This window comes from Clostridium sp. YIM B02500 (assembly GCF_022324665.1).
GTDB classification, from domain to species: Bacteria; Bacillota; Clostridia; order Clostridiales; family Clostridiaceae; genus Clostridium; species Clostridium beijerinckii.
In genome coordinates, this window is the sequence record NZ_JAKGTE010000005.1 from 1 (window position 1) to 25,170 (window position 25,170).

General features: G+C 30.1%; 15 protein-coding genes, 1 pseudogene and 1 riboswitch. Of the genes and pseudogenes, 13 read left to right on the forward strand and 3 right to left on the reverse strand.

Annotation, left to right across the window (positions count from 1 at the left end):
- Positions 1-415: 415 nt before the first annotated feature.
- From L1S46_RS05280 to L1S46_RS05305, 6 genes are all read left to right on the forward strand, one after another.
- Positions 416-1,432, forward strand: a complete 1,017-nt coding sequence (locus L1S46_RS05280; RefSeq protein ID WP_238899420.1) for a LacI family DNA-binding transcriptional regulator — start codon at positions 416-418, stop codon at positions 1,430-1,432.
- 93 nt (positions 1,433-1,525) lie between these two features.
- Positions 1,526-3,013 (forward strand): 4-alpha-glucanotransferase, encoded by a 1,488-nt coding sequence (gene malQ / locus L1S46_RS05285; RefSeq protein WP_238860456.1) that lies wholly within the window; start codon positions 1,526-1,528, stop codon positions 3,011-3,013.
- Between the two features lie 2 nt (positions 3,014-3,015).
- Entirely contained in the window at positions 3,016-5,376 is a 2,361-nt protein-coding gene (locus L1S46_RS05290; protein WP_238899421.1) for a glycogen/starch/alpha-glucan phosphorylase, read from the forward strand.
- 317 nt (positions 5,377-5,693) lie between these two features.
- Complete coding sequence (locus tag L1S46_RS05295) at positions 5,694-6,653, forward strand: D-2-hydroxyacid dehydrogenase (RefSeq protein WP_077854488.1); 960 nt, start codon at positions 5,694-5,696, stop codon at positions 6,651-6,653.
- A gap of 66 nt (positions 6,654-6,719) precedes the next feature.
- Positions 6,720-7,604, forward strand: a complete 885-nt coding sequence (locus tag L1S46_RS05300) for a hypothetical protein (RefSeq protein WP_171788790.1) — start codon at positions 6,720-6,722, stop codon at positions 7,602-7,604.
- A gap of 310 nt (positions 7,605-7,914) precedes the next feature.
- Positions 7,915-10,083 carry a type IA DNA topoisomerase gene (locus tag L1S46_RS05305; RefSeq protein WP_238860449.1) on the forward strand — a complete coding sequence of 723 codons (2,169 nt, stop codon included), beginning with the start codon at positions 7,915-7,917 and terminating at the stop codon, positions 10,081-10,083.
- 63 nt (positions 10,084-10,146) lie between these two features.
- On the opposite strand, the gene L1S46_RS05310 is transcribed toward L1S46_RS05305, so the two are convergent.
- Positions 10,147-11,037 (reverse strand): SDR family oxidoreductase, encoded by an 891-nt coding sequence (locus tag L1S46_RS05310; RefSeq protein WP_161223055.1) that lies wholly within the window; start codon positions 11,035-11,037, stop codon positions 10,147-10,149.
- Positions 11,038-11,330: 293 nt separating this feature from the next.
- Here L1S46_RS05310 and L1S46_RS05315 point away from each other — a divergent pair, with 293 nt between their 5' ends.
- From L1S46_RS05315 to L1S46_RS05340, 6 genes are all read left to right on the forward strand, one after another.
- Complete coding sequence (locus L1S46_RS05315) at positions 11,331-12,197, forward strand: DUF4261 domain-containing protein (RefSeq protein WP_238899422.1); 867 nt, start codon at positions 11,331-11,333, stop codon at positions 12,195-12,197.
- 425 nt (positions 12,198-12,622) lie between these two features.
- A complete protein-coding gene (locus L1S46_RS05320; RefSeq protein WP_023973985.1) occupies positions 12,623-13,855 on the forward strand; it encodes an ammonium transporter in 1,233 nt (410 codons plus the stop codon).
- Between the two features lie 381 nt (positions 13,856-14,236).
- Complete coding sequence (locus L1S46_RS05325) at positions 14,237-16,237, forward strand: methyl-accepting chemotaxis protein (RefSeq protein WP_238899423.1); 2,001 nt, start codon at positions 14,237-14,239, stop codon at positions 16,235-16,237.
- A gap of 258 nt (positions 16,238-16,495) precedes the next feature.
- Positions 16,496-17,401: a metallophosphoesterase family protein gene (locus tag L1S46_RS05330; RefSeq protein WP_238899424.1), complete on the forward strand. Its 906-nt coding sequence runs from the start codon at positions 16,496-16,498 to the stop codon at positions 17,399-17,401.
- Positions 17,402-17,684: 283 nt separating this feature from the next.
- A riboswitch (cyclic di-GMP riboswitch) is annotated at positions 17,685-17,775 on the forward strand.
- 343 nt (positions 17,776-18,118) lie between these two features.
- Complete coding sequence (locus L1S46_RS05335; RefSeq protein ID WP_238899425.1) at positions 18,119-18,853, forward strand: acyltransferase; 735 nt, start codon at positions 18,119-18,121, stop codon at positions 18,851-18,853.
- Positions 18,854-18,888: 35 nt separating this feature from the next.
- The gene (locus L1S46_RS05340; RefSeq protein WP_238899426.1) at positions 18,889-20,997 is read left to right on the forward strand and encodes a methyl-accepting chemotaxis protein; all 2,109 of its coding nucleotides are present in this window, start codon (positions 18,889-18,891) and stop codon (positions 20,995-20,997) included.
- A 107-nt stretch (positions 20,998-21,104) separates the two neighbouring features.
- Here the strand turns inward: L1S46_RS05340 and putP are convergent, their stop codons facing one another.
- Positions 21,105-22,580: a sodium/proline symporter PutP gene (gene putP / locus L1S46_RS05345; protein ID WP_238899427.1), complete on the reverse strand. Its 1,476-nt coding sequence runs from the start codon at positions 22,578-22,580 to the stop codon at positions 21,105-21,107.
- 329 nt (positions 22,581-22,909) lie between these two features.
- On the opposite strand from putP, the pseudogene L1S46_RS05350 reads away from it, so the two are divergent.
- Positions 22,910-23,464: pseudogene (locus L1S46_RS05350) on the forward strand (ABC transporter substrate-binding protein); the annotation flags it as partial.
- A gap of 10 nt (positions 23,465-23,474) precedes the next feature.
- On the opposite strand, the gene L1S46_RS05355 reads toward L1S46_RS05350, so the two are convergent.
- A complete protein-coding gene (locus tag L1S46_RS05355) occupies positions 23,475-25,088 on the reverse strand; it encodes a recombinase family protein (protein ID WP_238899428.1) in 1,614 nt (537 codons plus the stop codon).
- Positions 25,089-25,170 lie beyond the last annotated feature (82 nt).

Genomic DNA, 25,170 nt, shown 5'->3' on the forward strand with positions numbered 1-25,170 from the left:
TCGCGAAATTATTATATCACAAAGGGATGACTTATTTATTTTTTACAAATTCTGTTTATTCAACAACCTATTAGTTATATAAATATAAACAAGTAAGAATAAATAAAAAAATTGTTGGTTTATAAGTATCGTAATTACAAAAAAATACTTAATAAGACAGCCATTATGTAATCATAAATAGAAAATTAAGAAAATATAATATAATTTCAGGAATTTATTGTATAAATATTCCGCGTTTGTTAAAATGTTATTAAAGTTAATTAAATAACTGAATTGTTATATAAACATGATTACGAATAAAACGAATATAATATTGTGTGCTTAAATATCTATTTAATCAAGATTTTTGAATTAACAGGAAATTAAGGTAACGATACCGAACTATTATAATTTAATAGTGATGCAGGAGATAAATATGAATATAAAGGATATAGCAAAATTAGCACAGGTTGGAGTCAGCACTGTTTCAAGAGTATTAAATAATCATCCTGATGTTAAAGAAAGTACAAGACAAAAGATTTTGGAAGTAATAAAAGAAAGCAATTATATACCTAATAATAGTGCTAGAATACTAAAACAACAAAACACAAAAAATATAGGAGTTTTAGTAAAAGGCGTATTCAATCCATTTTTTTCTCAAATGATTAATGTCATAGGAAATATAATAAATGAAAATGGATATACAATGATATTGCATCAAAATGATTATAAGAATGACCAAGAGGTTGAAACTTTAATAGCTTTTATAAAAGAAAAGAAATTACAAGGAATTATCTGCTTAGGCGGTAATTTTGCTGATATTACAGATGACTGTTTTAAAGAAATAAATGTCCCTATAGTACTAACTTCTGTCAATACTGTTTCAAAACAAGGCAAGGAATATTATTCATCGGTTGGTATAGATAATGTTAAAAGTTCATATGATGCAACCTCATATCTGATAGAAAAAGGTCATAAAAAAATAGCATTAATTTTAGGAGAAGCTGATGATATAGGCGTAAGCATATTAAGAATGCAAGGATATAAGGAAGCATTAGAAAAAAGTAAAATAAAAATTGATGATGAGTTAATTATTGTTGGTGAATATTCAAGCAGAGGCGCATATAATGAAACACTGGAATTATTAAAAAGAAGAAATGATATCACTGCATTTTTTGCTCTTTCAGATATTATGGCTATAGGTGCTGCTAAAGCAATTCTTGATAGTGGGTTAAAAATTCCTGAGGATATATCAATAATCGGATTTGATGGCATGGATGAAAGTGAATATTATAATCCAAGTATAACAACAGTAAAACAACCGGACAAGCTAATGGCAACTATGAGTATAAATTTATTGATATCTCAGATTAATGAAAAAAAAGAAAACCAACACATATTATTAGAAACTAAGTTAATTGAGAGGGATTCATGCTTCGATTTGTTAAAGTAATGGTTATTGATATCTAAAGAATATTGAAAAGGAAAATAATATATATAATACTTTAAGTTATTATATATATTCCTAGAGGGTGGAGGAATGAGAATGAAAAGAGGTAGTGGAATCATTATGCATATTGCATCTTTGCCAGGTAGATATGGAATTGGAACATTTGGAAAAGAGGCATATGAATTTGCGGATTTTTTGAAGAAAGCGGGTCAAAGTTTTTGGCAGATACTTCCCTTAGGACAGACTAGTTATGGGGATTCACCATACCAGTCATTTTCGGCATTTGCTGGAAATCCTTATTTTATTGATTTTGATATTTTAGAGTCTGAAAATTTGATAAGAAAGTCCGATTATGATGAAATAAATTTTGGTGATAATCCAGAGCGTATAAATTATGAATTGTTATTTAAAGAAAAATTGAAAGTATTAAAATTGGCATATGAAAATTTTAAGCAGAAACAATCTGAGGATTTTAAGAATTTTGAAAAAGAAGAAGATATGTGGCTTGATGACTATGCTACATTTATGGCCTTAAAGAATAAGTTTGACCTAAAAAGTTTTCAAACATGGGATGCTGATATTAAATTAAGGAAAAATGATGTTTTAAAGAACTATAAAGAAGAACTTAAAGATGAAATTCAATACTGGAAATTTGTCCAATACGAATTTTTTAAACAATGGACAAACTTGAAAAATTATGTTAATGAATTGGGAATTAAAATTATAGGTGATATACCCATATATGTTGCAGAGGATAGCGCAGATTTGTGGAGTAATCCAAAAGTATTTTTAGTAGATGAAGAAACGTTAACTCCAATAAAAATTTCAGGCTGCCCACCTGACGCATTTTCTTCAACTGGGCAGCTTTGGGGAAATCCTATTTATAATTGGGAGTATTTAGAAGGAGAAAACTATAAATGGTGGATAAATAGAATCATGCAGAGCTTAAAGCTTTATGATGTAATAAGAATAGATCATTTCAGAGGCTTTGAGGCATACTGGTCCATACCTTATGGAGAGAGAACAGCTGTAAATGGAGAATGGGTAAAAGGACCAGAAATGAAATTATTTAATGCAATAAGAAAAGAACTTGGAGATATAGAGATTATAGCTGAGGATCTAGGTCTATTAACTGAAGATACTATAAAATTTAGAATAGAGACTGGTTTTCCAGGTATGAAAGTATTAGCATTTGCCTTTTCAGGTGATTGTGAAAATCCATATCTACCGCATAATTATGAAAGAAATTGCGTGGCATATACTGGGACTCATGATAATGATACTATAAAAGGTTGGATTCAAACGACAGGAAGTAAGAATGAAGTTGAGAATGCAGTTGAATATTTAAATCTTACAGAAAAAGAAGGGTATAATTGGGGATTTATAAGAGGAATATGGAGCAGTGTTGCAGATACATCTATTGCACTTATGCAAGACTTCTTAAATCTTGGAAATGAAACTAGAATAAATTTACCGTCTACTATTGGAGAAAATTGGACATGGAGAGCAAAAGACGGTGTTTTTACTAATGAGTTAGCAAATAAAATATATAGATTAACTAGAATTTATGGAAGGTGTGAGTAAGTGTGGATAAACAAAGAATAAGAGATGGTATAGAAAGATATTTAAAAGTAAAACATGCAGTAAAGTTGAAGGATGCTCAGGATTATGAAATTTTTAATGCGCTTTCATTAACTATTTTGGAGGAGATAATTGATAATTGGAATGAAACAAGTGAAACTTATAACAAAGGAAGAATGGCATATTATTTATCAGCAGAATATTTAATGGGAAGAGCTCTAGGTAATAATTTAATGAATTTAGGTTTATACGATGAAGTTAAGGATGTTTTAAAAGAGTTAAATATAGACTTAAATAGAATCGAAGAAATAGAAGAAGATGCAGGACTTGGTAATGGTGGGCTTGGAAGACTTGCAGCATGTTTTGTGGAATCTGCAGCGACATTAAACATGCCCTTAGTTGGATATGGAATAAGATATAGCAATGGGTTATTTAAACAAAACATTGAAAATGGGTTTCAAACTGAATGTGAAGATACATGGTTAAAGTATGGGGATTCATGGAGTGTTAGAAAAGATGATGAAATTCAAATAATTAGATATTCAGATATGACAGTAAAAGCAGTTCCTTATGATGTACCTATAATTGGTTATGGAACTAAAAATATAAATACTTTAAGATTATGGCAATGTGAGGCTTTAAGAGAATTTGACTTCAATCTATTCAATAACCAACAATATATTGAAGCTGTATCAGCAAGAAATAAAGCAGAGGATATATCAAGAGTATTATATCCAAATGATACAGCAGAGGCAGGAAAGATATTAAGGCTTAGGCAACAATATTTCTTCTCAAGTGCGTCTATGAAAGATATACTAAAAAAACATAAGGCTAAATTTGGAGCAGATTTTTCTGAATTTGTAAAATACAATGTAGCACAATTAAATGATACTCACCCAACAATATCAATCCTTGAATTTATAAGAATATTGGTTGATGAAGAGTATGTAGAATTTTCGGAAGCGTTATCAATAGCTAAAGAATTTTTTGGATATACAAATCATACAATACTTGCTGAGGCACTAGAAAAGTGGGATATAAGATTAATAGAAAGATTATTCCCAAGAATACTTCAAATTGCATATCAAGTTGATGAAGCATTAATGAATGAGCTAAGACAAAAAGGATATGACGAAGGCGCAATATGGAATTTTAGAATTATTGCAAATAATCAGATGAGAATGGCCAATTTAGCCATATTTGTTGGGAGAGCTGTAAATGGTGTTGCAGCACTTCATACAGAAATTTTAAAGAAGAATGAATTAAATCATTGGTATCATTTATATCCAAATAAATTTCAAAACAAAACTAATGGAATTACACCAAGAAGATGGCTTAGGCTCTGCAATGCAGAATTATCCGAGCTTATTACAGATTTGTTAGAAAGTGAAGATTGGATTAAAAATTTAGAGCTTCTTAAGGGTCTAGAGAAATTTAAAGATGATGATGCAGTGCTTGAGAGACTTATGGAAATTAAGCATGAGAAGAAAGTTCAACTAGCAGATTATATTAAACAAGAAGAGGGAATTAATATAGATCCATATTCATTCTTTGATATTCAGATTAAGAGATTACATGAATATAAGAGGCAGTTATTAAACGCTTTATACATTTTAGATTTATATTACAGAATAAAAGAGAATCCAAATTTAGATATACCAAAAACAACATTTATATTTGGAGCTAAAGCATTCCCAGGATATAGAAGAGCTAAGGGGATTGTAAAATTTATAAATGAAATAGCTAGACTTGTAGATAATGACTCAGAAGTTTCTAAGAAAATAAAAGTTGTTTTTGTTCATAATTATAGGGTGTCTTATGCTCAAAAACTATTTCCAGGTTCAGATTTATCTAAACAAATTTCAACGGCTGGGAAAGAAGCTTCAGGGACAGGCAATATGAAATTTATGTTGAATGCTACTCCAACATTTGGAACTTATGATGGTGCTAACATAGAAATTGTTCAAGAAAGTGGAGAGGAAAATAACTATATATTTGGACTTAGAGTAGAGGATATTGAAAGAATTAAGCATGACTATGATCCAAAATGGTATTATAGAGAAAATCCAAGTATTAAGAGAGTAGTTGATACTTTAATCGATGGTACACTAGATGATGGAAGAACTGGATACTTTGAAGATTTATATAATGCTTTGTTAGAAGAAAGAGATCAATATTATGTACTTGCAGATTTTGATTCATTTAAGCAGACTCAAGAAAGAGTGTTTGAAGATTATAAGGATAAAAAGAAATGGGCTCAAAAATGTTTTGCTAATCTATATAGTTCAGGAACATTTTCAAGTGATAGAACTATAAAGCAATATGCAGATGAGATTTGGTATATAAAACCTGCCACTATTAAATAATTATTGATTTAAAAATAAAATAATTAAGAGTTATGGAGAGAGAAAAATTTTATATCCATAACTCTTTATTTTTTTTACGTATTATAGTCATTTTTAATTACTTAAAATCAATTTTTAACACATGAATACGGAATTGGTTGAGGTGTAAAATAATTACGTATAAGTTTACATTTAAATTTGTTTACGGTATTATTAATATAGAAAAATAAGGCGTGTATTCATAAAGTTAGCAAGTGAAATCATAATTTTTAGGAACTTCTTTTTTTATCATTATAGAGTAAATAGGATTATTTTAAAGTTGGAAAAGGAGATTGAGTATGAAGAAAATAGTAGTATTGGATGGAAGAACTTTAGGAAATGTAGACTATATTAAATTAAATGAGTTTGGTCAGGTGATTTATTATGATTTGACATCTGAAGAAGAAGTTGCAGGAAGAATTAGAAATGCTAATATTGTTTTAACTAATAAAGTTAAGTTAAACAGGGAAAATTTAAAAGATGCGAGCGAATTGGAATTAATATGCGAAATGGCTACAGGATATAACAATATAGATATAGAATATGCTAAAGAAAGAAATATTGCGGTAACTAATGTAAGAGGATATTCGACTACGACTGTAGCTCAACATACTTTTGCTATGTTACTTCATTTATACGATAATATAAGTTATTTTGATAACTTTGTTAAATCTGGAGAGTACTCAAGATATGATATGTTCACAAATTTAGAAGCACCATATAAAGATTTATGTGGTAAGATATGGGGAATAATTGGACTTGGAGCCATTGGAAAAAGAGTAGCTAGAATAGCTCAAGCTTTTGGTGCAAGAGTAGTATACTATTCAACTTCAGGAAAAAATTCAGATTCAGATTTTGCAAGAGTGGAGTTTGAGTCTTTGTTAAAGCAATGTGATATTATTTCAATACATGCTCCTTTAAATGAAAAAACTGAAGGATTATTAAATTATGAAGCTTTTACTAAAATGAAAAAGGATGCTGTTTTAATTAATGTTGGAAGAGGTCCTATAATTGTGGATGAAGATTTGGCCAGAGCTTTAGATGAGGAGATAATAGGTGGTGCAGCTTTGGATGTATTTAAAGAGGAACCTATTCCAGTAGAAAACTCACTATTAAAAGTAAAAAATAAAGATAGGCTGATTTTGACACCCCATGTAGCGTGGGCAAGTGAAGAAGCTAGAAGTAGGTTGTTTTCAGATTTATTAGAAAATATAAGTGCGTATAATAGAGGAGAAAAAAGAAATAGAGTAGATATTTAAAGATTATAAATTTTGGATAAATTATAAGAATAAACTAATAAAAGCTTAAATTAGCGGGAGGCTTTAATGAAGAATAATAGGGAAATTTTTTATGGGACATCGGCATTAAGATTTTATAACAAAAAAGATGTTATAAATGGGAAAGTTATAAAAATAAACCCTGCATTAATTACTATACTGGATAAATTAGATGAATCACTTGATATTGATACAATTCAAGGTAAGGTGATTGAAGAAGTAGAAATTTTGCTAAAACAAGGTAATATAAAAACATTACATGTGGATATAAACTTCGATGATTATAGCAATTTTGGAAGTGATGGTCCAAGCCTTAATTCTCACATTTTTAACATAAGCTTTCTTGAAAGATTAAATACGATAGCTGGATTATATGAGGTATTTTTGAATGTACATTTACTTACGGATTATCCTAAGATTCATATAAAAGATATTAAGCACATAAATGTTGGGGCTGTATGTTTTCAGCTAGAAGTAGTGAAAGATCGCCAGGAATTAAAGGAAATTATAGATGAGATAATTGAAATGGGAGCTTGCGTAAGCCCTGTGATTGAGGTTGTCGGAACGGATAGATTTATTCCAAAAACTAAGAAAGAAATACTGGAATTTATATTGCCATTTCAAGATAAGATTGGAATGTTAACATTTCAAGTGGAGGCTACAGGTGCACGTTCAAGTAATTCATTTGGGATGTTGAATTCGAAAGAAATAGCAGATTACATTAATTATTTTACTAGAAACTTTGATGGAACAGTGCAGATGCAAGGTGGAATTACTACTGAAACTATAAAGTCAGCCATTAAATTGGGAAGCGAGTTTTTAGTATGCGGTACAGAAATATTTAATAATAAATTAGGATATTCTTCAATGGAAGTTATAGAAAACATGCTTAAAGAAGCAGATAAAGCATTGTGTATTGAAAGAAAAGAATAAGTTAAAATATTATTAGTGAGAAAAGCTTGAATAATTTAGATGCAAGGTATAAATGATTTGTTCATTTATACCTTCTTTTAATATGTAAAGGAAATAATTAATATGAGAGTATTTGTCTATTTTTGATACCTGATATTTACATAAAGAACTTCAGCTGGTTTTATTTTTTGATTAGTGTTAATATATATAAGTGCTACAAGTAATAACTAAGGCACCTGAAAGGAAATAATAGACCTAAAGTGCAGAACATGCAGATATGATGGTCCATTATCTTTTTAATTGTGCTTAAAGGAGGATAATAAAATATATCATGGCAAAAGTTATTATTGCGGAAAAACCATCTGTTGCTAAAAATATTGCAGATGCATTTAATGTAAAAACTAGAAGAGATGGTTATTTTGAAGGAAATGGCTATTACATAACGTGGGCGTTTGGTCATCTTTTACAATTATATGATGCAAAAGACTATGATGAAAATATGAAGGGGTGGAGGTTTGAGAAATTTCCTTTCATTCCAGAGCATTTTTTATATAAGGTTAAATGTGATAGTGTAGACAGAACTGTTGAAGATAAGGGTGCAAAGAAACAGCTTGGAATAATAAAATCATTAATTGATAAAGAAGATGTTGATGGCATTGTATCAGCTACTGACTTCGATCGGGAAGGTCAGGTTATAGCTGATGAATTGTTTGGCTATTTTAAGGTGAAAAAGCCTATATATAGATTACTTTTAAACGAGTGGACACCTGATGAAGTTAAAAGCGGAATGGAATCACTAAAAGATAATAAGGAAATGCAGCCACTGCAAGATGCTGGAATAGGAAGACAGTGGAGTGACTGGATAATTGGGATTAATTTAACTTCTGTAAGTACACTGAAATATAAATTTGAAGAAAACAAGACTATTAATATAGGAAGAGTGCTTCTTCCAACTTTAAAGATTATTTATGATAGAGATAAAGAAATAGAGAATTTTACAGCAACAACTTATTATAAGCTAGTGTCAAACTTCAAAACTTCAGCCAATGAAGAATTTGAGGGACTTTATTATGAGAATGATTCTGAAAAGTTTGAGAAAAAGGAAGATTTGGATAAATTTATTTCAAGGCTTGAAGGAGCAACTGCTAAGATTATTGATAAGCAGACAGAATTAAAAAAAGAATATCCACCATACTTATTTAATTTATCTAATCTGCAAGGACATATAACTAGTAAATATAAGGGATGGACATCAGATAAAGTTCTTAAAGTTGCACAGTCTCTTTATGAAAAGAAGCTTACTACCTATCCAAGAACGGCAAGTGTGGTTTTAGAAGAAAGTTTAAAGGATAGAGCGAAAAAAGTTTTAAATACATTAAAAGCTGGATTGCCATATGAAAAAGATATTAAATTTAGTACATCCAAAAGAATTTTTGATAGCTCGAAGGTTGAGAGTCACAGTGCTATAACACCAACATATATAAAGCCATCAGGTTTATCAGCTGATGAAAAAATAGTATATGATGCTATTAAAAATAGATTTATAATGCAGTTTATGCCTATAGCTGAATTTGAAGAAACGAAAGTTACATTAAAAGCTAATGTTTCAGAAATGAATGGAATTTTTGTTTCGAAAGGAAAAGTAAAGCTTGTAGAGGGATGGAAAGTAGTAGAGAAAATAGAAAGTAAAGATGTAATTCTACCAAAAATTGAAATAGATGAAACTGTAGATATTGTAGACTCTAAAGTGAATTCTGTTACTAAGAAGCCACCTAAGTATCACACTGAAAAAACATTACTTAGAGTAATGGAGACTTGCGGAAAAGGTATTGAAGGAAAAGATGAAGACTCAGAAGAAATGATGCAGGCAATTTTAAGTGGGTTTAGCATAGGAACTCCAGCGACTAGAGCAGAAACAATAAAGAAATTAAAGGATATAGGATACCTAAAGACAAAAGGTAAAAATCTTATGTGTACAGAGCTTGGGAGAAATTTGATTGAGACTTTTCCAGTAAAAGAATTATTTGACTTGGAGTATACAGGTAGATTAGAGAAAACTCTTTCAGATATAGAGAAAGGAAAGTTTGCTAAAAGTGAATTTATTAAACTTATAACAGATTTCACAATCCAATCCGTAGAATTGATAAAAAAAGATGATGCTGCATTATCAAGATTTAAAGTAGAAATACCTAAAGATAGTGAGAATATAGGACCATGTCCAGTCTGTGGAAATCCAGTAATTGAAGGTGAAAAGAGTTTTGGATGCAGTAACTGGAAAAATGGATGCAAATATACGATTTGGAAAGATGATAGATATATAGCATCTTTCGGTAAGAAAATATCTAAAGAAATGGTTGAACTTCTGCTTAAGAATGGAAAAGTAGGATTTAGAAATCTTAAGAGTAAAAAAGGTAATACATTTTCGGCATATTTCAAATATGAGAAAAATGAGGAGAGTGGATACTTTAATTGGAAGATTGAATTTATAGACAATAAGTAGGGGCTTGTTAAAAAGCCCTAATTTATTGTGCCCTAAAGAATATATTCGGTTGTTAAATTTATTCTAACTATCAACCATAGTTCCACCATTTACATGAAGTACTTGTCCAGTAACATAGGAGGAGTCATTAGATGCAAGATATACATATGCTGGAGCCAATTCGAAAGGTTGGCCAGCTCTTTTCATAGGAACGTCAGATCCAAATTTAGCAACTTCTTCAGCAGAAAAGCTTGATACTATAAGTGGCGTCCAAATAGGGCCTGGAGCTACAGCATTAACTCTAATTCCTTTGGTTACTATGGATTGGGAAAGAGAACGAGTGAAGGTTACAATTGCACCCTTGGTTGAAGAATAATCAATCAAAGTTTTATTACCTTGATAAGCTGTGACAGAGGCAGTATTTACAATTGTACTTCCTCGTTTCATGTGTGGTAATGCTGCTTGAGTAAGATAAAACATTGGAAATATATTAATTGAATATGTTGTTTTTAATTGGGAAGATGATATTTCTTCTATGCTGTCTTGAGGAAATTGAACACCAGCATTGTTTATTAGAATATCAATCTTGCCTAGTTTTTCAATTGTACATTCGACTAGTTTTTTGCAGAAATCTTTGTAGGAAATATCACCAGGCATGAGAAGACAGTGTCTGCCATATTTTTCAACATATTGCTTGGTTTTTATTGCATCTTGATGTTCATATAAATATGAAATTACTATATCAGCTCCCTCTTTAGCGAAAGCAATAGCTACGGCTCTTCCGATTCCACTATCACCGCCTGTGATTAGTGCTACTTTACCTTTTAATTTATCACTTCCTTTATAATCAGGATTATCAAATATAGGCGGTGGATCCATACGTGCTTCAATTCCTGGTTGACAATCCTGATGTTGTGGAGGAAAATTTTTGGGTAATTTATCAAAGTCTATGTGGTTCTTGTATTTTAAGGGCATAGCTTTCTCCTTAAATATATCTTATACTATTAATAATATTATGGATTTACCAAACCATTTGTGTATGAATTAATTTTCAAATTAAATGAAAATGTAAAAATAATTATAATAATACATACATTTTAAGTGAATGTATATTAAATTTATATATAGTGTGTTATAATTAATGAATATTTACATAGACAAAGCTGTCTCAAAATTAATTATGTTTTGAGGCAGCTTTTTTATTTGGAGCAAAGAATAAAGAATTTATTTCAATTAAAATTAAAAATAAGAAAGAGGGTTGGTATAGAATGAAAAGATATGAAGTAAGTAAAAATGGAAAGGTAGAAAATGTAGCTGATGCTTTTTCAGAAATATATAGTGTTGAACTTTTGATGAAAGAAAAGCCTGCTATTCTGGAAAATGAATTACTAAGAAATATACAAAAGTATTTTAAAAATGTTAAAGTTACATCTAATAGAGATAACAATATTTCATTTGCATTTATGGATCATATATTAGAATATAAAAATGTAAATGCGCCTGTTGGAATTGTTATTAGCGTCATTGAAGAAAAGCCTGAAATTAATAAATTGAGAAAATCATTAGGACAATCATTTGACTATGTGAATAAAGAAGAATTTGAAAAATGTAAGGTTAGAGTTTGGGTTACAGATATAATGGCTATAGGATTAAATTATGCTGAAAGAATAGAACTTTTTCAAAAAACTCTTTATTCTATAGTTGAATTAATTCCATGTGAAGGCATTCATTTTAATATTACTGAACAAGTAATAAGTAGGGAAGAGTATTTAAAAAACAATCCTCTAAATGATGATTATGATGTTTTAATTGGTATATTAAATGTAAGATTATTTAACATTGAAAATAATGAGAATGAGTATGTAATGGATACATTAGGATTATCAGCAGTAGGTCTATGTGATTTACAATGCCATTTTAAAAATTTAGATCCAGGCGAAATATCGAATATTTTATATTCTTATGGATATTACATTTTTGAAAATAGCGATGTTCTTGAAGAAATAGACACCATAGAAGGAATTACGGAAAATAGTAAGTGGAAATGTCGACATGAAGTTGCGCTTGTTGAACCCGAACGTGTTGTATTAGATATAAATCCTGGAGAAGATTTTTCATGTGGATATAGAAATTAATCAATAATATGTATATAAGAATTTAATTTTTAATTAGAACTCTCTTGATTTAATGTAAAAACAAGAGGGTTTTTTTACATACGCTTAAAAAGCAGCTGCCTAAAAATCTTTGGCTAACAGCCGTCTGAGATTTTGTTATTTTATTTGGCATGTATGTATAATGAAAAAAATAATTCATATTTTAAAATAACTAATAATAAATTATCATTTTATATTGACATATAAAACATGGGATAGTAAACTTATAAAAGTAATTTAAAAATTTAAAGAAATATGTAGAAAACAATGGCGTTTTCATTTCAAAAAAGATATATCTAGTATGGGTATACCTTCTTTGGAGTGAAGCGTCTTTTTTATTTTTTAACAACTTAGAATAAGCAATTGTACTCAAAATTTAATTAAATTTATTCAAGGGGGAATAGAAAATGGAATTATTAAACGGCGCAGATATGGGATTTGTAATTATTAGTGCAGCGTTAGTAATGCTAATGGTGCCAGGATTAGCTTTATTTTATGGAGGTATGGTTAAAAGCAAAAATGTATTAAGTATTACAGTACATAGTTATGCAGCGCTTGTTATTATATCTTTACAATGGATTTTTATAGGTTATACTTTAGCCTTCGGCCCAGATGTAAAAGGAGTAATAGGTGGTTTAGATTGGAGTTTCCTAAAAGGTATAGGAATGGCGCCTAATGCGGATTATGCAGGCACAATACCACATTTAGAATTTGTAGTATTCCAGTTAATGTTTTCTGCGATTACTGCAGCTGTAATTTCAGGTTCTGTTGCTGAACGTATGAATTTCCCGGCGTTTATAATATTGATTATTTTGTGGAGTACATTTGTTTATGATCCTATTTCTCATTGGGTATGGGGAGCTAATGGATGGTTAAGGAATTTAGGAGTCCTTGATTTTGCTGGAGGAAATCCAGTAGAGATAAACTCAGGAGTTTCTGGACTTGTTGCAGCAATTGTTGTTGGTAAAAGAAAGAGAGCGATCCCTGAACCACACCATATACCTATGGCAATATTAGGTGGAGGGCTTTTATGGTTTGGATGGTTCGGATTCAATGCAGGAAGTGCTCTTGCAATGAATTATGTAGCTGTAAATGCATTCTTTACAACTAATACTTCAGCGGCTGCAGGAGCAGTTGCATGGGTACTTTGTGAATGGTTGCTCTATAAAAAACCTACAGCCTTAGGAACAGTAAGTGGAGCTATAGCAGGGTTAGTTGCAATAACTCAGGGGGCAGGATTCGTGAGCCCTATATCAGCTGTGCTTATTGGAGCAGTTGGTGGAGCATTAAGCTTTTTCGCAATAGCTATATTAAAGAGAAAACTAGGATACGATGATGCTTTAGATGCTTTTGGCTGTCATGGAGTAGCAGGGATTTGGGGATCTATAGCTACAGCTATCTTTGCGTCAAAGGCAATTAATCCAGCAGGGAGTGATGGATTAATATATGGTAACTTTGCACTTTTAAAAGCTCATTTAATTTCTACTTGTGCAACTGCCTTATATGCAGCAGTTGCGACATTTGTAATACTTAAAGTAATGAGTTTAGTAATGGGCTTAAGAGCTACTTCAGAACAGGAAGCAGAGGGATTAGATATTTCTTTACACGGAGAAGAAGCTTATTCAGGATTAAATATGTAGAAATATAATAATAAAGAATATATAAAAATTTAGTGAAAGCAAAATCCAGGTTACTAATATAACTTGGATTTTGCTTTTTTTATTTTCTAAATAATTCATAGCGAAATTAAATACTAAGATGTGGTAATATTTGTAGAGATAAATTATGAAAAGGTTTGATTTCTAATTTTTTCTATCAAAAATAAATATAAATTTGTCAATTTAAATGAGAATATGATAATCAATAAGATGATTTATTAAAATATTGCTAATAAATATGACAAATGTCAAAAAAAAATGTCATTTTTGAGTATAGTTTCATAAAAAGAATATGAAATGAGATATTTTGGCATATTTTGCGATATAATATGAACTGAAGTTAATTATGAGGTGGGGGAAAATATGCATAAAGCACAAAGTCAAATTAAATCAGTAAGTATAAGATTATACTTACTTATTACAATTGCTATGTTAGCAATAATACCAGTAGTTATTTTAGGTATCATTTCTACAACGACATCAAGGAGGAGTAATGAAAAGAGTTTTGATGAAAATAGAACTTTACTCTCAAATATAGGACAGGAAATAATAAATAACAAGATTACATATTATGAAGATACATTGAAAACATTAATTGAGAATAATAATTTTAATATTGAAGAATCACCATATAATAAATTAAATGGAGATATGAAATTAATTAAGAAGACTGATGAAAGTATTTTAAATATATATTATTCAGACAACACTGGAAAAGTATTTCAAATACTTGATAGTAAATTGCCAGATGATTATAACGCTACAGAAAAATCCTGGTTTAAAGAGACTATAGAGAATCCAAATAAATATATTATTCATAGTCCTTATCAAGATAAAATAACTGGAAAAAGCGCAATAACAATATATAAGGCTGTGATTAAAAATAATGTACCGATAGGCGTTATGGCTATAGATGTAGAGCTAAGTGAACTAGCAGATCAGTTATCAAGTATAAAATACGGACAAACCGGAGAGTTTATTATTACTGATAAAGATGGTGTAGTTATTTCTGACAATGACAAAACTAAAATTGCTGGAACAGAGCCAACTGAATACAATTGCTGGAATCAGATATCAACTGGTGATAAAGGTAAAATCAAATTCAATTATAATAATAGTACATATGAGGGGTATTTTGAGACCTCGGAACTTACTGGATGGAAGTTAATACTAAAAATCCCATCTAGTGAGCTAAGGAAATCAGAAAATGATTCAACTATAGCATCAATTATAATTATATTTGCAATAGCGGTAATCACATTAATTATAACTATGGCTATTGCTAGAAGAATAAGTAAAGGAGTAAATTCCTTAAAAGATGGAATGGAAAGAACTGCGAATGGAGAATTTAACAAAGAAATTATTATAAATAATCATATTCGCGAATTTATAATTCTAGAAAATAGTTTTAATAAAATGCAGAAAAATATTGCAAAATTAATTAAGAGTGTTGATAATTCGGCAATAAATGTTAATAAAAATGCTATAAATTCAGCTAGTATGAGCAAAGAAGTAGCAATATCGATGAATCAGGTAAGTGAGACAATAAATCAAATATCAAGTGGAACTATGGAGTCTTCTAACAATTTAGAAATGATATCACACAGCATGGACTTACTATCTCAATCTATGAATAAGATAGAAGAAGCGACTGAAAGTGTAAATGGTATGGCAATAAAAGCAAATGATTTAGGTAAAGATGGAATAAAGATTGTAAAGACCGTTATAAATAAATCATATGAAACTAAAAAAAGTACTGAATCGGTAAAAGATGTTGTAAGTGAAGTTTCGGAAAGTATAATGAAAATAGGCACCATGAATAAGGCAATAAGTGCGATTACAGAGCAAACAAATCTTTTGGCCTTAAATGCAGCAATAGAAGCAGCTAGAGCAGGAGAAGCAGGAAAGGGATTCGCAGTAGTCGCTGATGAAATAAGAAAGCTTGCAGAAGAGACATCAGTTTCAGCCAAACAAATAGATGAAATAATAAAAGAAATAAAAAGTAAATCAGAATTAGCAGTTGACAGGGTATTAGAAACAAGTGGAACAGTAGATGATCAAGAGCATGCAGTTAAAGAATCAGAAGTGATATTTACAGAAATAGTAACAGCTATAGAAAGTTTAACAGAAAAGGTGAGTAAAATAGCTGAAGGTGTGAGCACCATAAATAATATGAAGGATGATGTAGTTGAAAAAGTAGAAAACTTATCAGCGATATTAGAAGAAACAGCATCGGGAACAGAGGAAGTTTCAGCGACAGCGCAAGAAGTGACAGCGTCAACAGAAAGCTTTGTTGGTAATTTTAATAATTTAAAAGATATGGCTGAGGAGTTGAAAGAAAAGATTGAAGAATTTAAGCTATAAAGATATAAAATCATTATGATATATATGTTGTAATAATAAATTTACGTTTAAGACTCTAGTGAGCCAAGTGATAAATTAATTGATAAATGTAGAAATTTAATTAAAAAATATATATTTAATGTTTTATAAAATATAAAGGATTGTTGCAAAATGCAATGATCCTTTTACAATTTAAAATAAGGTCTAATTAGCAAATAGTTAGTGTCAGATACAACCTAGTTTTCATATAATATTATATTTTAAGAAAGGTGAATATATATGAAAAATAACCTTAGGTTTGATAGTAATGGCAAGTTTAAAATAGTTCAATTTACAGATATACATGAAGGACCGAGCAGAGACAAATCTATAGATCTTATGAATAAGATATTAGATTACGAAAACCCCAATATGGTTATATTATCAGGAGATATTATTGATGGCAAATGTCAGACAGCAGAAGATGTAAAAAAAGCTATAAATCATATAGCGGAGCCAATGGAAAATAGAAATGTACCTTGGTGTATAGTTTTTGGTAATCATGATGATGAACATAATATGATGACGAAAGAAGAAATGATGAATTTATATATGAGCTTTAAACATAATCTGAGTCAAGTGGGGTATAAAACTTTTGATAGGATAGGTAATTATAATCTTATTGTAGAAAGTTCAAAAGATAAAACGCCTAAATTTAATATATATATGATGGATTCGGGAAAATACGCTCCTGCCATTATTGGAGGATATGATTGGATAAAACTTACTCAAATATGGTGGTATAAAAAAACAGCGATAAATTTGAAGAAAAAATATAAAAGATTAATACCTGCGCTTATGTTCTTTCATATACCTTTAAAGAAATTTAAAAAGGCATGGAAGACTGGATTAGTAAATGGTGAAAGGCTTGAAGATGAGAGCTGTGCCAAGATAAATTTATGCTTATTTAATAAAATAGTTAAAATTGGGGATGTGAAAGGTATATTTGTAGGGCATGATCATTTTAATAATTACTGTGCTGCTTTAGATGGTGTTAGGCTTGGGTATGCTGGATATACTGGATACGGAGGATATGGAGATGAGAAAATTCCTCGTGGTGCAAGAGTATTTTTAATGAATGAAGAAAATCCAGCTGATTTTAAAACTTGGACAAGAAGAGAGTTTGATACAGAACTTAAAAAGTAAATTCTATAAAAGAATAATTTTAGGAGATATATTTTCATGTGTCAGTAATATGTATAGAATTGCAAAATTTATTGATTTTTAAGTGAATTTATTCTCATAGGAACAAGAAAAAAATCTATAATATATTTTAATTTATAAATATATATTATAGAACAAATGGAATTATATTGAATTATGCGATTAAATAATATCCATTTTTACAATATTATAACCTAAATTTACTATATATAAGTTGAAAAATGTTGTAAAAGATGTAATAATAGAATAAAAATGAAAAAAATATAATATCAATAGGCACACTTATTGAAAAATAGGGTCGCAAAGCTATGAGTCTAAGGGGAAATCTAATTTTCTATGATTGTCAGGTTGCCAAAATGTATCTATGAATAATAAATTTTATATTTTAATTTTGGTGTCCACAATTATGTAGACACCATTTTTGCGCTCTTAAAACTTACAATAAGAAAGCTATTTTTATTATCTTTTCATGTGCAAAGTATTTGCTGCTAGAGATTCGAAGTTTGAATTATAAATAATATTAAAAGATCAGAAGGGAGTGGAGAAGGCTAATAAAATATAATCATAGTAATTAGTAGCAAAACTAAAATAAGTTGGACAAACAGTTTGACTTAATGTTGCTTATAAAATCGCATTGAAAGTTTGACTATGAAGGAGGCGAAAAGATTATTTTTTGCGATTTTAATAATCTGAAATGATATGAGTAAAATAGACGAATTATTAAACGAAGTAGAAGTTATAGTAAAACAAGGTATTAATAAAGAAGGAGTAATAGAAATTTTAAATTCTCTAAAATGTTATTTTCCATACGAAATATTAGACGAAATGAAATTATATGGAGACTATTTACCTAAAAATAATGAATTAGAATTTTCAGAAGAAAAAAGATATCTTCATTTTTTATGGGATGTACTAGATAAATCACCTATGTGCTTAATTGCCAATTTTGCTATTCCTTATAGACAGATATTAGCAAAAAAATTATTTAAGTCATGCGGAAAGAATTTTATAGCTGAAGAAAATGTACGTTTCAATGTTCCTGACAATATAGAAATAGGAGATAACGTATTTATGAACAAAGGTGCTTTCCTAGATTCAAAAGGTGGAATAACAATAGGTAACTCAGTAGGAATCGGTGAAGGCGTTACAATTTTTACTCATTCTCATGAGGAGCATGAACATGAATTAAGGACATATGCAAAAGTAGTAATTAGAGATTACGCTAAAATATATTCTAATTCAACTATATTGCCTGGAGTAACAATTGAAAAACAAGGAATAGTAGCAGCTTGTTCTTTAGTCGGTAAAAATGTTGAAAAAAACGAGTTGGTAGCGGGTATACCAGCAAAGGCTATGAGAGAGAGAAAAACATTAGATAGAAATCAGGAAGAATTAAAACATATATGGTTGCATAACGGTGAATTTCAAGATTAAAAAATTTGTACACCTTAAGGAGGAAATGATTAATCATGAGAATATCATTTAAATCAAAGTTAATGGTAATAATATTGCCGCTAGTAATAGTTGGATTGCTATCGCTGACAGGATTTGCATATATTAATTTTAGAAGCATCATAGAAAGCGAATTAGTGAATTCTATGTCATTAAGAACAACAGAAGCAACTGGTCATATTAATACATGGCTGACGAGTAGAATGGCAGAAGTTCAAGAAACAGCTCAAAGCCCAGTGCTTAAACAAGTTTTGGAAAAAAATCCTGGTTTAAATTTAAATAGTACAGATGGATCATTAAATATAATAGATGATTTAAATTTATCAAGATTTAATTTTATTAAAAAGACATATCCAGACGAATATGCAGCAGTGCATATACTAAATAGCCTAGAGCCTAATGAATGGAGTAACGCTGATAGTTTGAATAAGCTACAAGCGAGATTTTATAATGTAAGCAATGGAAAATTTGCAACTGCTAATTGGGCTAAAGGTGCTGCAACAGAAGCTTCAGAAAGATATTCAAAGACAAATGGCGTTCCTTATGATGCAATATTTAAGCCTACATATTCTGAAGCTTATGATAAGAATGTTGTAATGATGGTTGCATGGAATAAAGATGCACAAGGAAAAGTTACAGCCGGAGCTGCCTCAAGTTTGGCTATTGAAGCAGTAGAAAATCAAGTGAAAAATCTAAAATATGGTCAAAAAGGTTACGGAATATTATTAGGAAGTGACGGAACTTTTATAGTTCATCCAAATAAAGATTGGGCTATGAAAGAGAAAATAAATACAGTTAACGATTCAGATCTTACTAAACTTAATGAAGCCATTCAAGGTGATAAACCAGGAGTTTTTAAATTTGGAAGTGGATCTGAGAAAAAAATTGCATTCTATGCAAAGTCACCGATTTCTGGGTGGACAGTTATAAATGTTGTTTATGAGGATGAACTTTTTGCTTCATCTAATCATTTGATACTAATTATGATTGGGATAGTTATAGCTATTATAGTAATTTTATCAGCAGCTATATTTACAGCAGCAACTAAGTTGATCAAACCTTTAGTACGCCTTAATGAGTTCGCGGAAGTTATATCTACTGGAGACTTAAGTGGTTCAATAGAAGTAAAATCCAAAGATGAATTTGGAAATCTTGCTACAGCGTTTAATCATACGATAGAAGCATTAAGAGGCATAATTACAGATATAAATAATGAATCATCAAAGGTAAATGAAGTTTCAACTAATCTTGCAAATTCATGTGATGATAGCATTAAGGTTACTGGAGAAGTTGCTAAAGCAATACAAGTGATAGCGGAAAACACAACTGAGCAGTCAAGACAAGTGACTTTAGCCAGCGAGAAAACAATTGAAATGGAAGAAGTAAGTAGAGTTGTTGTTAATAAATGTAATGATATGCTTGAAACAGCTGAAGAATCACATAACATAAGTGCGGTTGCTTTTGAAGCGGTGGATAAAGCTGTTGAAAGTATGAAGTTAATTGTTGAAAATAATAAAACCAATTTAGAAGAAAGTAAAATGTTACTTGAGAGATCAAATGAAATTGGTAAGATTGTTGAAGTTATAACTAACATTGCAAGTCAGACCAATTTACTTGCTTTAAATGCAGCAATAGAAGCTGCTAGAGCTGGAGAGCAAGGAAAGGGATTTGCCGTAGTTGCAGATGAAGTAAGAACCCTTGCGGAACAATCTGCTACTGCTGCAAGCCAGATTTCGGCTTTAATAGGTGGAATACAAAATCAAATTGAGACTATTAGTAATAGTATGGATGAAGGTTCTAAGGAAATTACTGTTGGTATGGAAACAGCGTTAAAAGCTGAAACTCATTTTGATAATATAGAAAAAGCTATAAGAAACATTTTTGATGTAGTACGAGATGTATATAATTCTACGGAATCTATGATTAAAACAGCAAAAGATACAGTAGTAGAAATGCAAGAAACATCAATTATATCAGAACACACGGCATCAGCAACAGAAGAGGTATCAGCATCAGCTGAAGAACAGGCTGTTACTATGGACGAAATAGGAGATTCAGCTAATCAATTAGCTAAATTGGCTCATAGATTAAATGAGTTAGTATCAAAATTTAAAATAAGCAAATAAGGATAAAAAATAACAGTAAGACCATAGAATTATTAGTCTTACTGTTATTTTTTATAAGTTAAAGGTACAAGATTAATTGAATACTATACCTTTAGAAAACAAATATATTATTTCATATCTGTTAATATATTTTCCATTTTATTAAACTGGTTACTGATATCACTATCTGGCTTTTTAGTTAAAAGACTAACGATAATTACAGATAGAAGTGATAATGAAAATCCTGGAATCATCTCATATAGAAAACTAGATAAACCTAAAACAATCCATAAAAGAACTGTTATACCACCAACAATCATTCCAGATAAGGCACCCCATTTAGTCATTCTTTTCCAATACAGACTTAATAAAAGAACTGGACCAAAAGACGAACCAAAACCAGCCCATGCTTGGCCAACAATATCTAAAATGGTCTTATTTGGAAGGTATGCAAGTACTGTCGCAAATGCCGCTACGACTAATACAGCTAATTTACCTATTACCATTTGTTGTTTTTCAGAAGCTTCTTTGTTAAAGAAAGCTAGATAAAAATCTTTTGTAATAGAACTTGAACAAACTAAAAGCTGAGATGAGATAGTACTCATAATAGCAGCTAGTACTGCAGATAATATAATTCCTGTAATAAATGGATGAAACAATATATCACCAAGACGAAGAAAGACTGTTTCAGGATCACTTAATGGAGTGTTATGTTCAGTAAAGTATACAAGACCTATAATACCACTTACAACAGCGCCTAAAAGACCTATTGCCATCCATCCAATACCAATTCTTCGTGCCGATTTTAATTCTTTTGCAGATTTTATTGCCATGAAACGAACGATAATGTGTGGCTGTCCAAAATAACCTAATCCCCAGGCTAGAAGGCTAATAATACTAGCTATGCTAGTCCCTCTAAATATATCAAATAATTTAGGATCAATTGCTTTTACCTTATTTACAAATGTTCCAGGATCGACACCTATATTCATATATGCTACAACTGGAACAGTGATTAAACATACAAACATTAAAGTCCCTTGGAAGAAATCAGTAAGGCTAACTGCTAAGAATCCACCATAATACGTATAAAGAACAACAACAGATAGAGTGACAACTACACCCATTGTATAAGTTAGCTTATATGTATCAACGAATAATTTTCCTCCAGCAACAAGTCCTGATGAAACATAAAGAATAAAGAAAACAAGTATTACGATACCAGATACAAGCCTAAGTATGTTAGACTTATCTTTAAAACGATTTTCTAAATAGTCTGGAATTGTCATAGAGTCATTTGCAATCTCTGTGTAGACTCTAAATCTTGGAGCCAGTAGAAGGTAGTTAAAGTAGGCACCTACGGTTAAACCAATTCCTATCCAAATATTAGATATACCAGTTAGGTAAACTGCTCCAGGAAGTCCCATAAGCATCCAACCGCTCATATCACTTGCGCCTGCTGATAATGCTGTAACAAGAGGTCCAAGTCCTCTTCCTCCTATCATATAATCTGAAAGATTAGATGTTTTTTTGTAAGAGTAGTATCCTATTGTAAGCAAAATAAGTAAATATACTCCTATTGCTATAATGGACCATAGTTTCATATTAAATTCCCCTTTCTATACATTTAATGTTGTTGATATTGTTCTTAGAAATGATAAGTGGATAAAATACCTTTTTTATAAAAACGATATGATTATATTATCATATTATTTAAAAATCGACAATTAAATTTAGAAGTTTATACTTCGTGCGTTGCTTTAAGTTAAAATTGTTAAATGTGAATTGTTTACAAAATAAAGTTTTAAAGCCCAAATAGTTTATATAAATTAAGACTTATTGTATCCAGCAAATAGAGCGCATATATTAGAACAATCTTTGATTAAATATCATATGATACATCATAAAACAGTATTAGGAGATGCTTTATTTAATGAAAAAAAAGTTAAAAGTATTAACTGCTTTATTGATTTCGAGTATAACTGCCATATCTATGTTTGGCTGTAGTAGCAATAATAAAACTAAGGAAGGTAAAGTAACTGTACGCTTAAATGAAGTTACACGTTCAGTTTTTTACGCTCCTATGTATGTTGCAATGAAAGAAGGATATTTTGCAGAGAATGGAATTGAAATTGATTTACAAACAGGTCAAGGCGCAGATAAAACTATGCAGGCAGTTTTAAGTAAATCAGCAGATATTGGTTTTTGTGGACCAGAACAAACTATTTACATTAATAATCAAGGAAGAGAAGACTACCCAGTACTTTTTGGACAGCTTACCCAAAAAGATGGTTCCTTCGTGGTTGGACGAACTAAGGAAGATAATTTTAAGTGGCAAAATATTAAAGGAAAAAATATTATAGGAGGAAGACCTGGTGGGGTTCCAGAAATGGCTTTTGAATATGCTATGAAACACAATAATATTAATCCCAAAACAGATGTCAATATGGTAAATAATATAGATTTTGCTGCAACTGCAGGCGCATTTGGGCGCTACATTAAAGAGCGCCTTTTTTTTTATTAGTGCAAAATGGCTTTATAACTACTTCCTGAGTATCTGAGTTATAAGAAATATAATCAACAAAAGAATTTATAAGAAGTTTTCTCATAGAATAATCAGCATTTTCCCATAGCTTTTTAAAATTCAAAAGCATAGAAGTAGAAGCATTAATTTCTTTAATGGCTGCTTTTAAATTACTATTAGTATTTTCTAATTCAAACTTTTTAAATTTCAATTCTTTAATCTCTTTATTTAATTCTTCAATTCTAGAAGAAAGTAAATCATATATGTTAGGATTTAAAGAAAGCTTATCAATTAAGTTTTTTACCTGAAGCTCCTTTTGAGATATTTGTTTCTCATATGATTTAATACTGCTTTTATCTACAGCTTCAGATTCTAAAGATTTTTTATATTCTTCAATGGCTTTAATAAGAGAGCCTTTATTATCAGTAGCCTTAAAGAGTTCTTTCATAACACTCTTTTCTAATTTATCAAGCCTTATGTTTTTAGAATCACAAGTATTATCACTTGGGTTAATTTTATTTATACATATATAATAACGAAGAATTTCTCCAGTCTTTCTAGAAACATGACCTTGCTTTTGAATCATTTTTCCACCACATTTAGCACAATGAAGTACTGAATTAAATACACCATATTCGCTGCCATTAACAAGTCTAGGTGCAAGATCTTTATTCTTATCTAATTGTCTTTGAACCTTAATCCATAAATCATCATCAATTACACCTTCATGTTTTGAAACAGAAAGGATCCATTCGCTGATATCTTTATATTTATCTTTAGAATCTTTTTTGTTATAACTTAATATTCCGTTACCATTTGGATCACCAAATACAGTTGCACCTTTTATTGAAAGATAGCTTATAACAAGTTCAGAAGATTTAACATAAACAGGATTTCTAAGTAATAGCTGCAAGGCTTTTATATCCCAAGCAGAATTTCTTTTAGTTTTAATATCATTTTGAATAAGATACTTTTGAAGCTTTCCAAGGCTTCCAAGAGTTAAATATTGTTGAAAGAAAAGTTTAACTAGAGAAATTTCTTCATTAATAGGAGATAATTTCATCATCTTTTTTTGCTTAGAATTATTATCAAAATAATATATAGGTTCAGAAGAAAAACCAAAGGGGGGAGTGCCACCAAGCCAACGACCAGTTTTAGCAAGCTCATACATATTATCTTTGATACGCTCAGCTATGGTCTCACGTTCCAATTGAGCAAATACGCTGCTAATAAACATCATAGCAGTACCCATAGGACTAGAAGTGTCAAACTGCTCACGTATTGAAATAAAATCAATGCCAAGGACTTTTAATTCATCGATTAAAGTAGAGAAGTCGGAAACATTTCTGCTAATTCTATCAAGTCTATAACAAATAATTGCATCAAACTTTTTTGCTGCAGCATCCTTCATCATAGATTTAAATTCAGGTCTATTTATATTACCACCTGAAAAGCCTTCATCTTCATATATATAAATATCATCATAGCCGTTATTTTTAGCATAAGATTTACATAGCTCTATTTGGTTCTCTACACTTTCACCTTTACCAGTAAATTTTGATTTTCTAGAATAGATAGCTGCTTTCATAGTATACCTCCAAAGTGTTATACATTGATTGTAGTTTTATGAATAAGTTAAGTTAATTGAGTATAGCTACATATATTTATTA

Coding starts and splice junctions, on each gene's coding strand:
- L1S46_RS05280 (WP_238899420.1), top strand. CDS start 416: ATGAATATAAAGGATATAGCAAAATTAGCACAGGTTGGAGTCAGCACT.
- malQ (WP_238860456.1), top strand. CDS start 1,526: ATGAAAAGAGGTAGTGGAATCATTATGCATATTGCATCTTTGCCAGGT.
- L1S46_RS05295 (WP_077854488.1), top strand. CDS start 5,694: ATGAAGAAAATAGTAGTATTGGATGGAAGAACTTTAGGAAATGTAGAC.
- L1S46_RS05300 (WP_171788790.1), top strand. CDS start 6,720: ATGAAGAATAATAGGGAAATTTTTTATGGGACATCGGCATTAAGATTT.
- L1S46_RS05305 (WP_238860449.1), top strand. CDS start 7,915: ATGGCAAAAGTTATTATTGCGGAAAAACCATCTGTTGCTAAAAATATT.
- L1S46_RS05310 (WP_161223055.1), bottom strand. CDS start 11,037: ATGCCCTTAAAATACAAGAACCACATAGACTTTGATAAATTACCCAAA.
- L1S46_RS05315 (WP_238899422.1), top strand. CDS start 11,331: ATGAAAAGATATGAAGTAAGTAAAAATGGAAAGGTAGAAAATGTAGCT.
- L1S46_RS05320 (WP_023973985.1), top strand. CDS start 12,623: ATGGAATTATTAAACGGCGCAGATATGGGATTTGTAATTATTAGTGCA.
- L1S46_RS05325 (WP_238899423.1), top strand. CDS start 14,237: ATGCATAAAGCACAAAGTCAAATTAAATCAGTAAGTATAAGATTATAC.
- L1S46_RS05330 (WP_238899424.1), top strand. CDS start 16,496: ATGAAAAATAACCTTAGGTTTGATAGTAATGGCAAGTTTAAAATAGTT.
- L1S46_RS05335 (WP_238899425.1), top strand. CDS start 18,119: ATGAGTAAAATAGACGAATTATTAAACGAAGTAGAAGTTATAGTAAAA.
- L1S46_RS05340 (WP_238899426.1), top strand. CDS start 18,889: ATGAGAATATCATTTAAATCAAAGTTAATGGTAATAATATTGCCGCTA.
- putP (WP_238899427.1), bottom strand. CDS start 22,580: ATGAAACTATGGTCCATTATAGCAATAGGAGTATATTTACTTATTTTG.
- L1S46_RS05355 (WP_238899428.1), bottom strand. CDS start 25,088: ATGAAAGCAGCTATCTATTCTAGAAAATCAAAATTTACTGGTAAAGGT.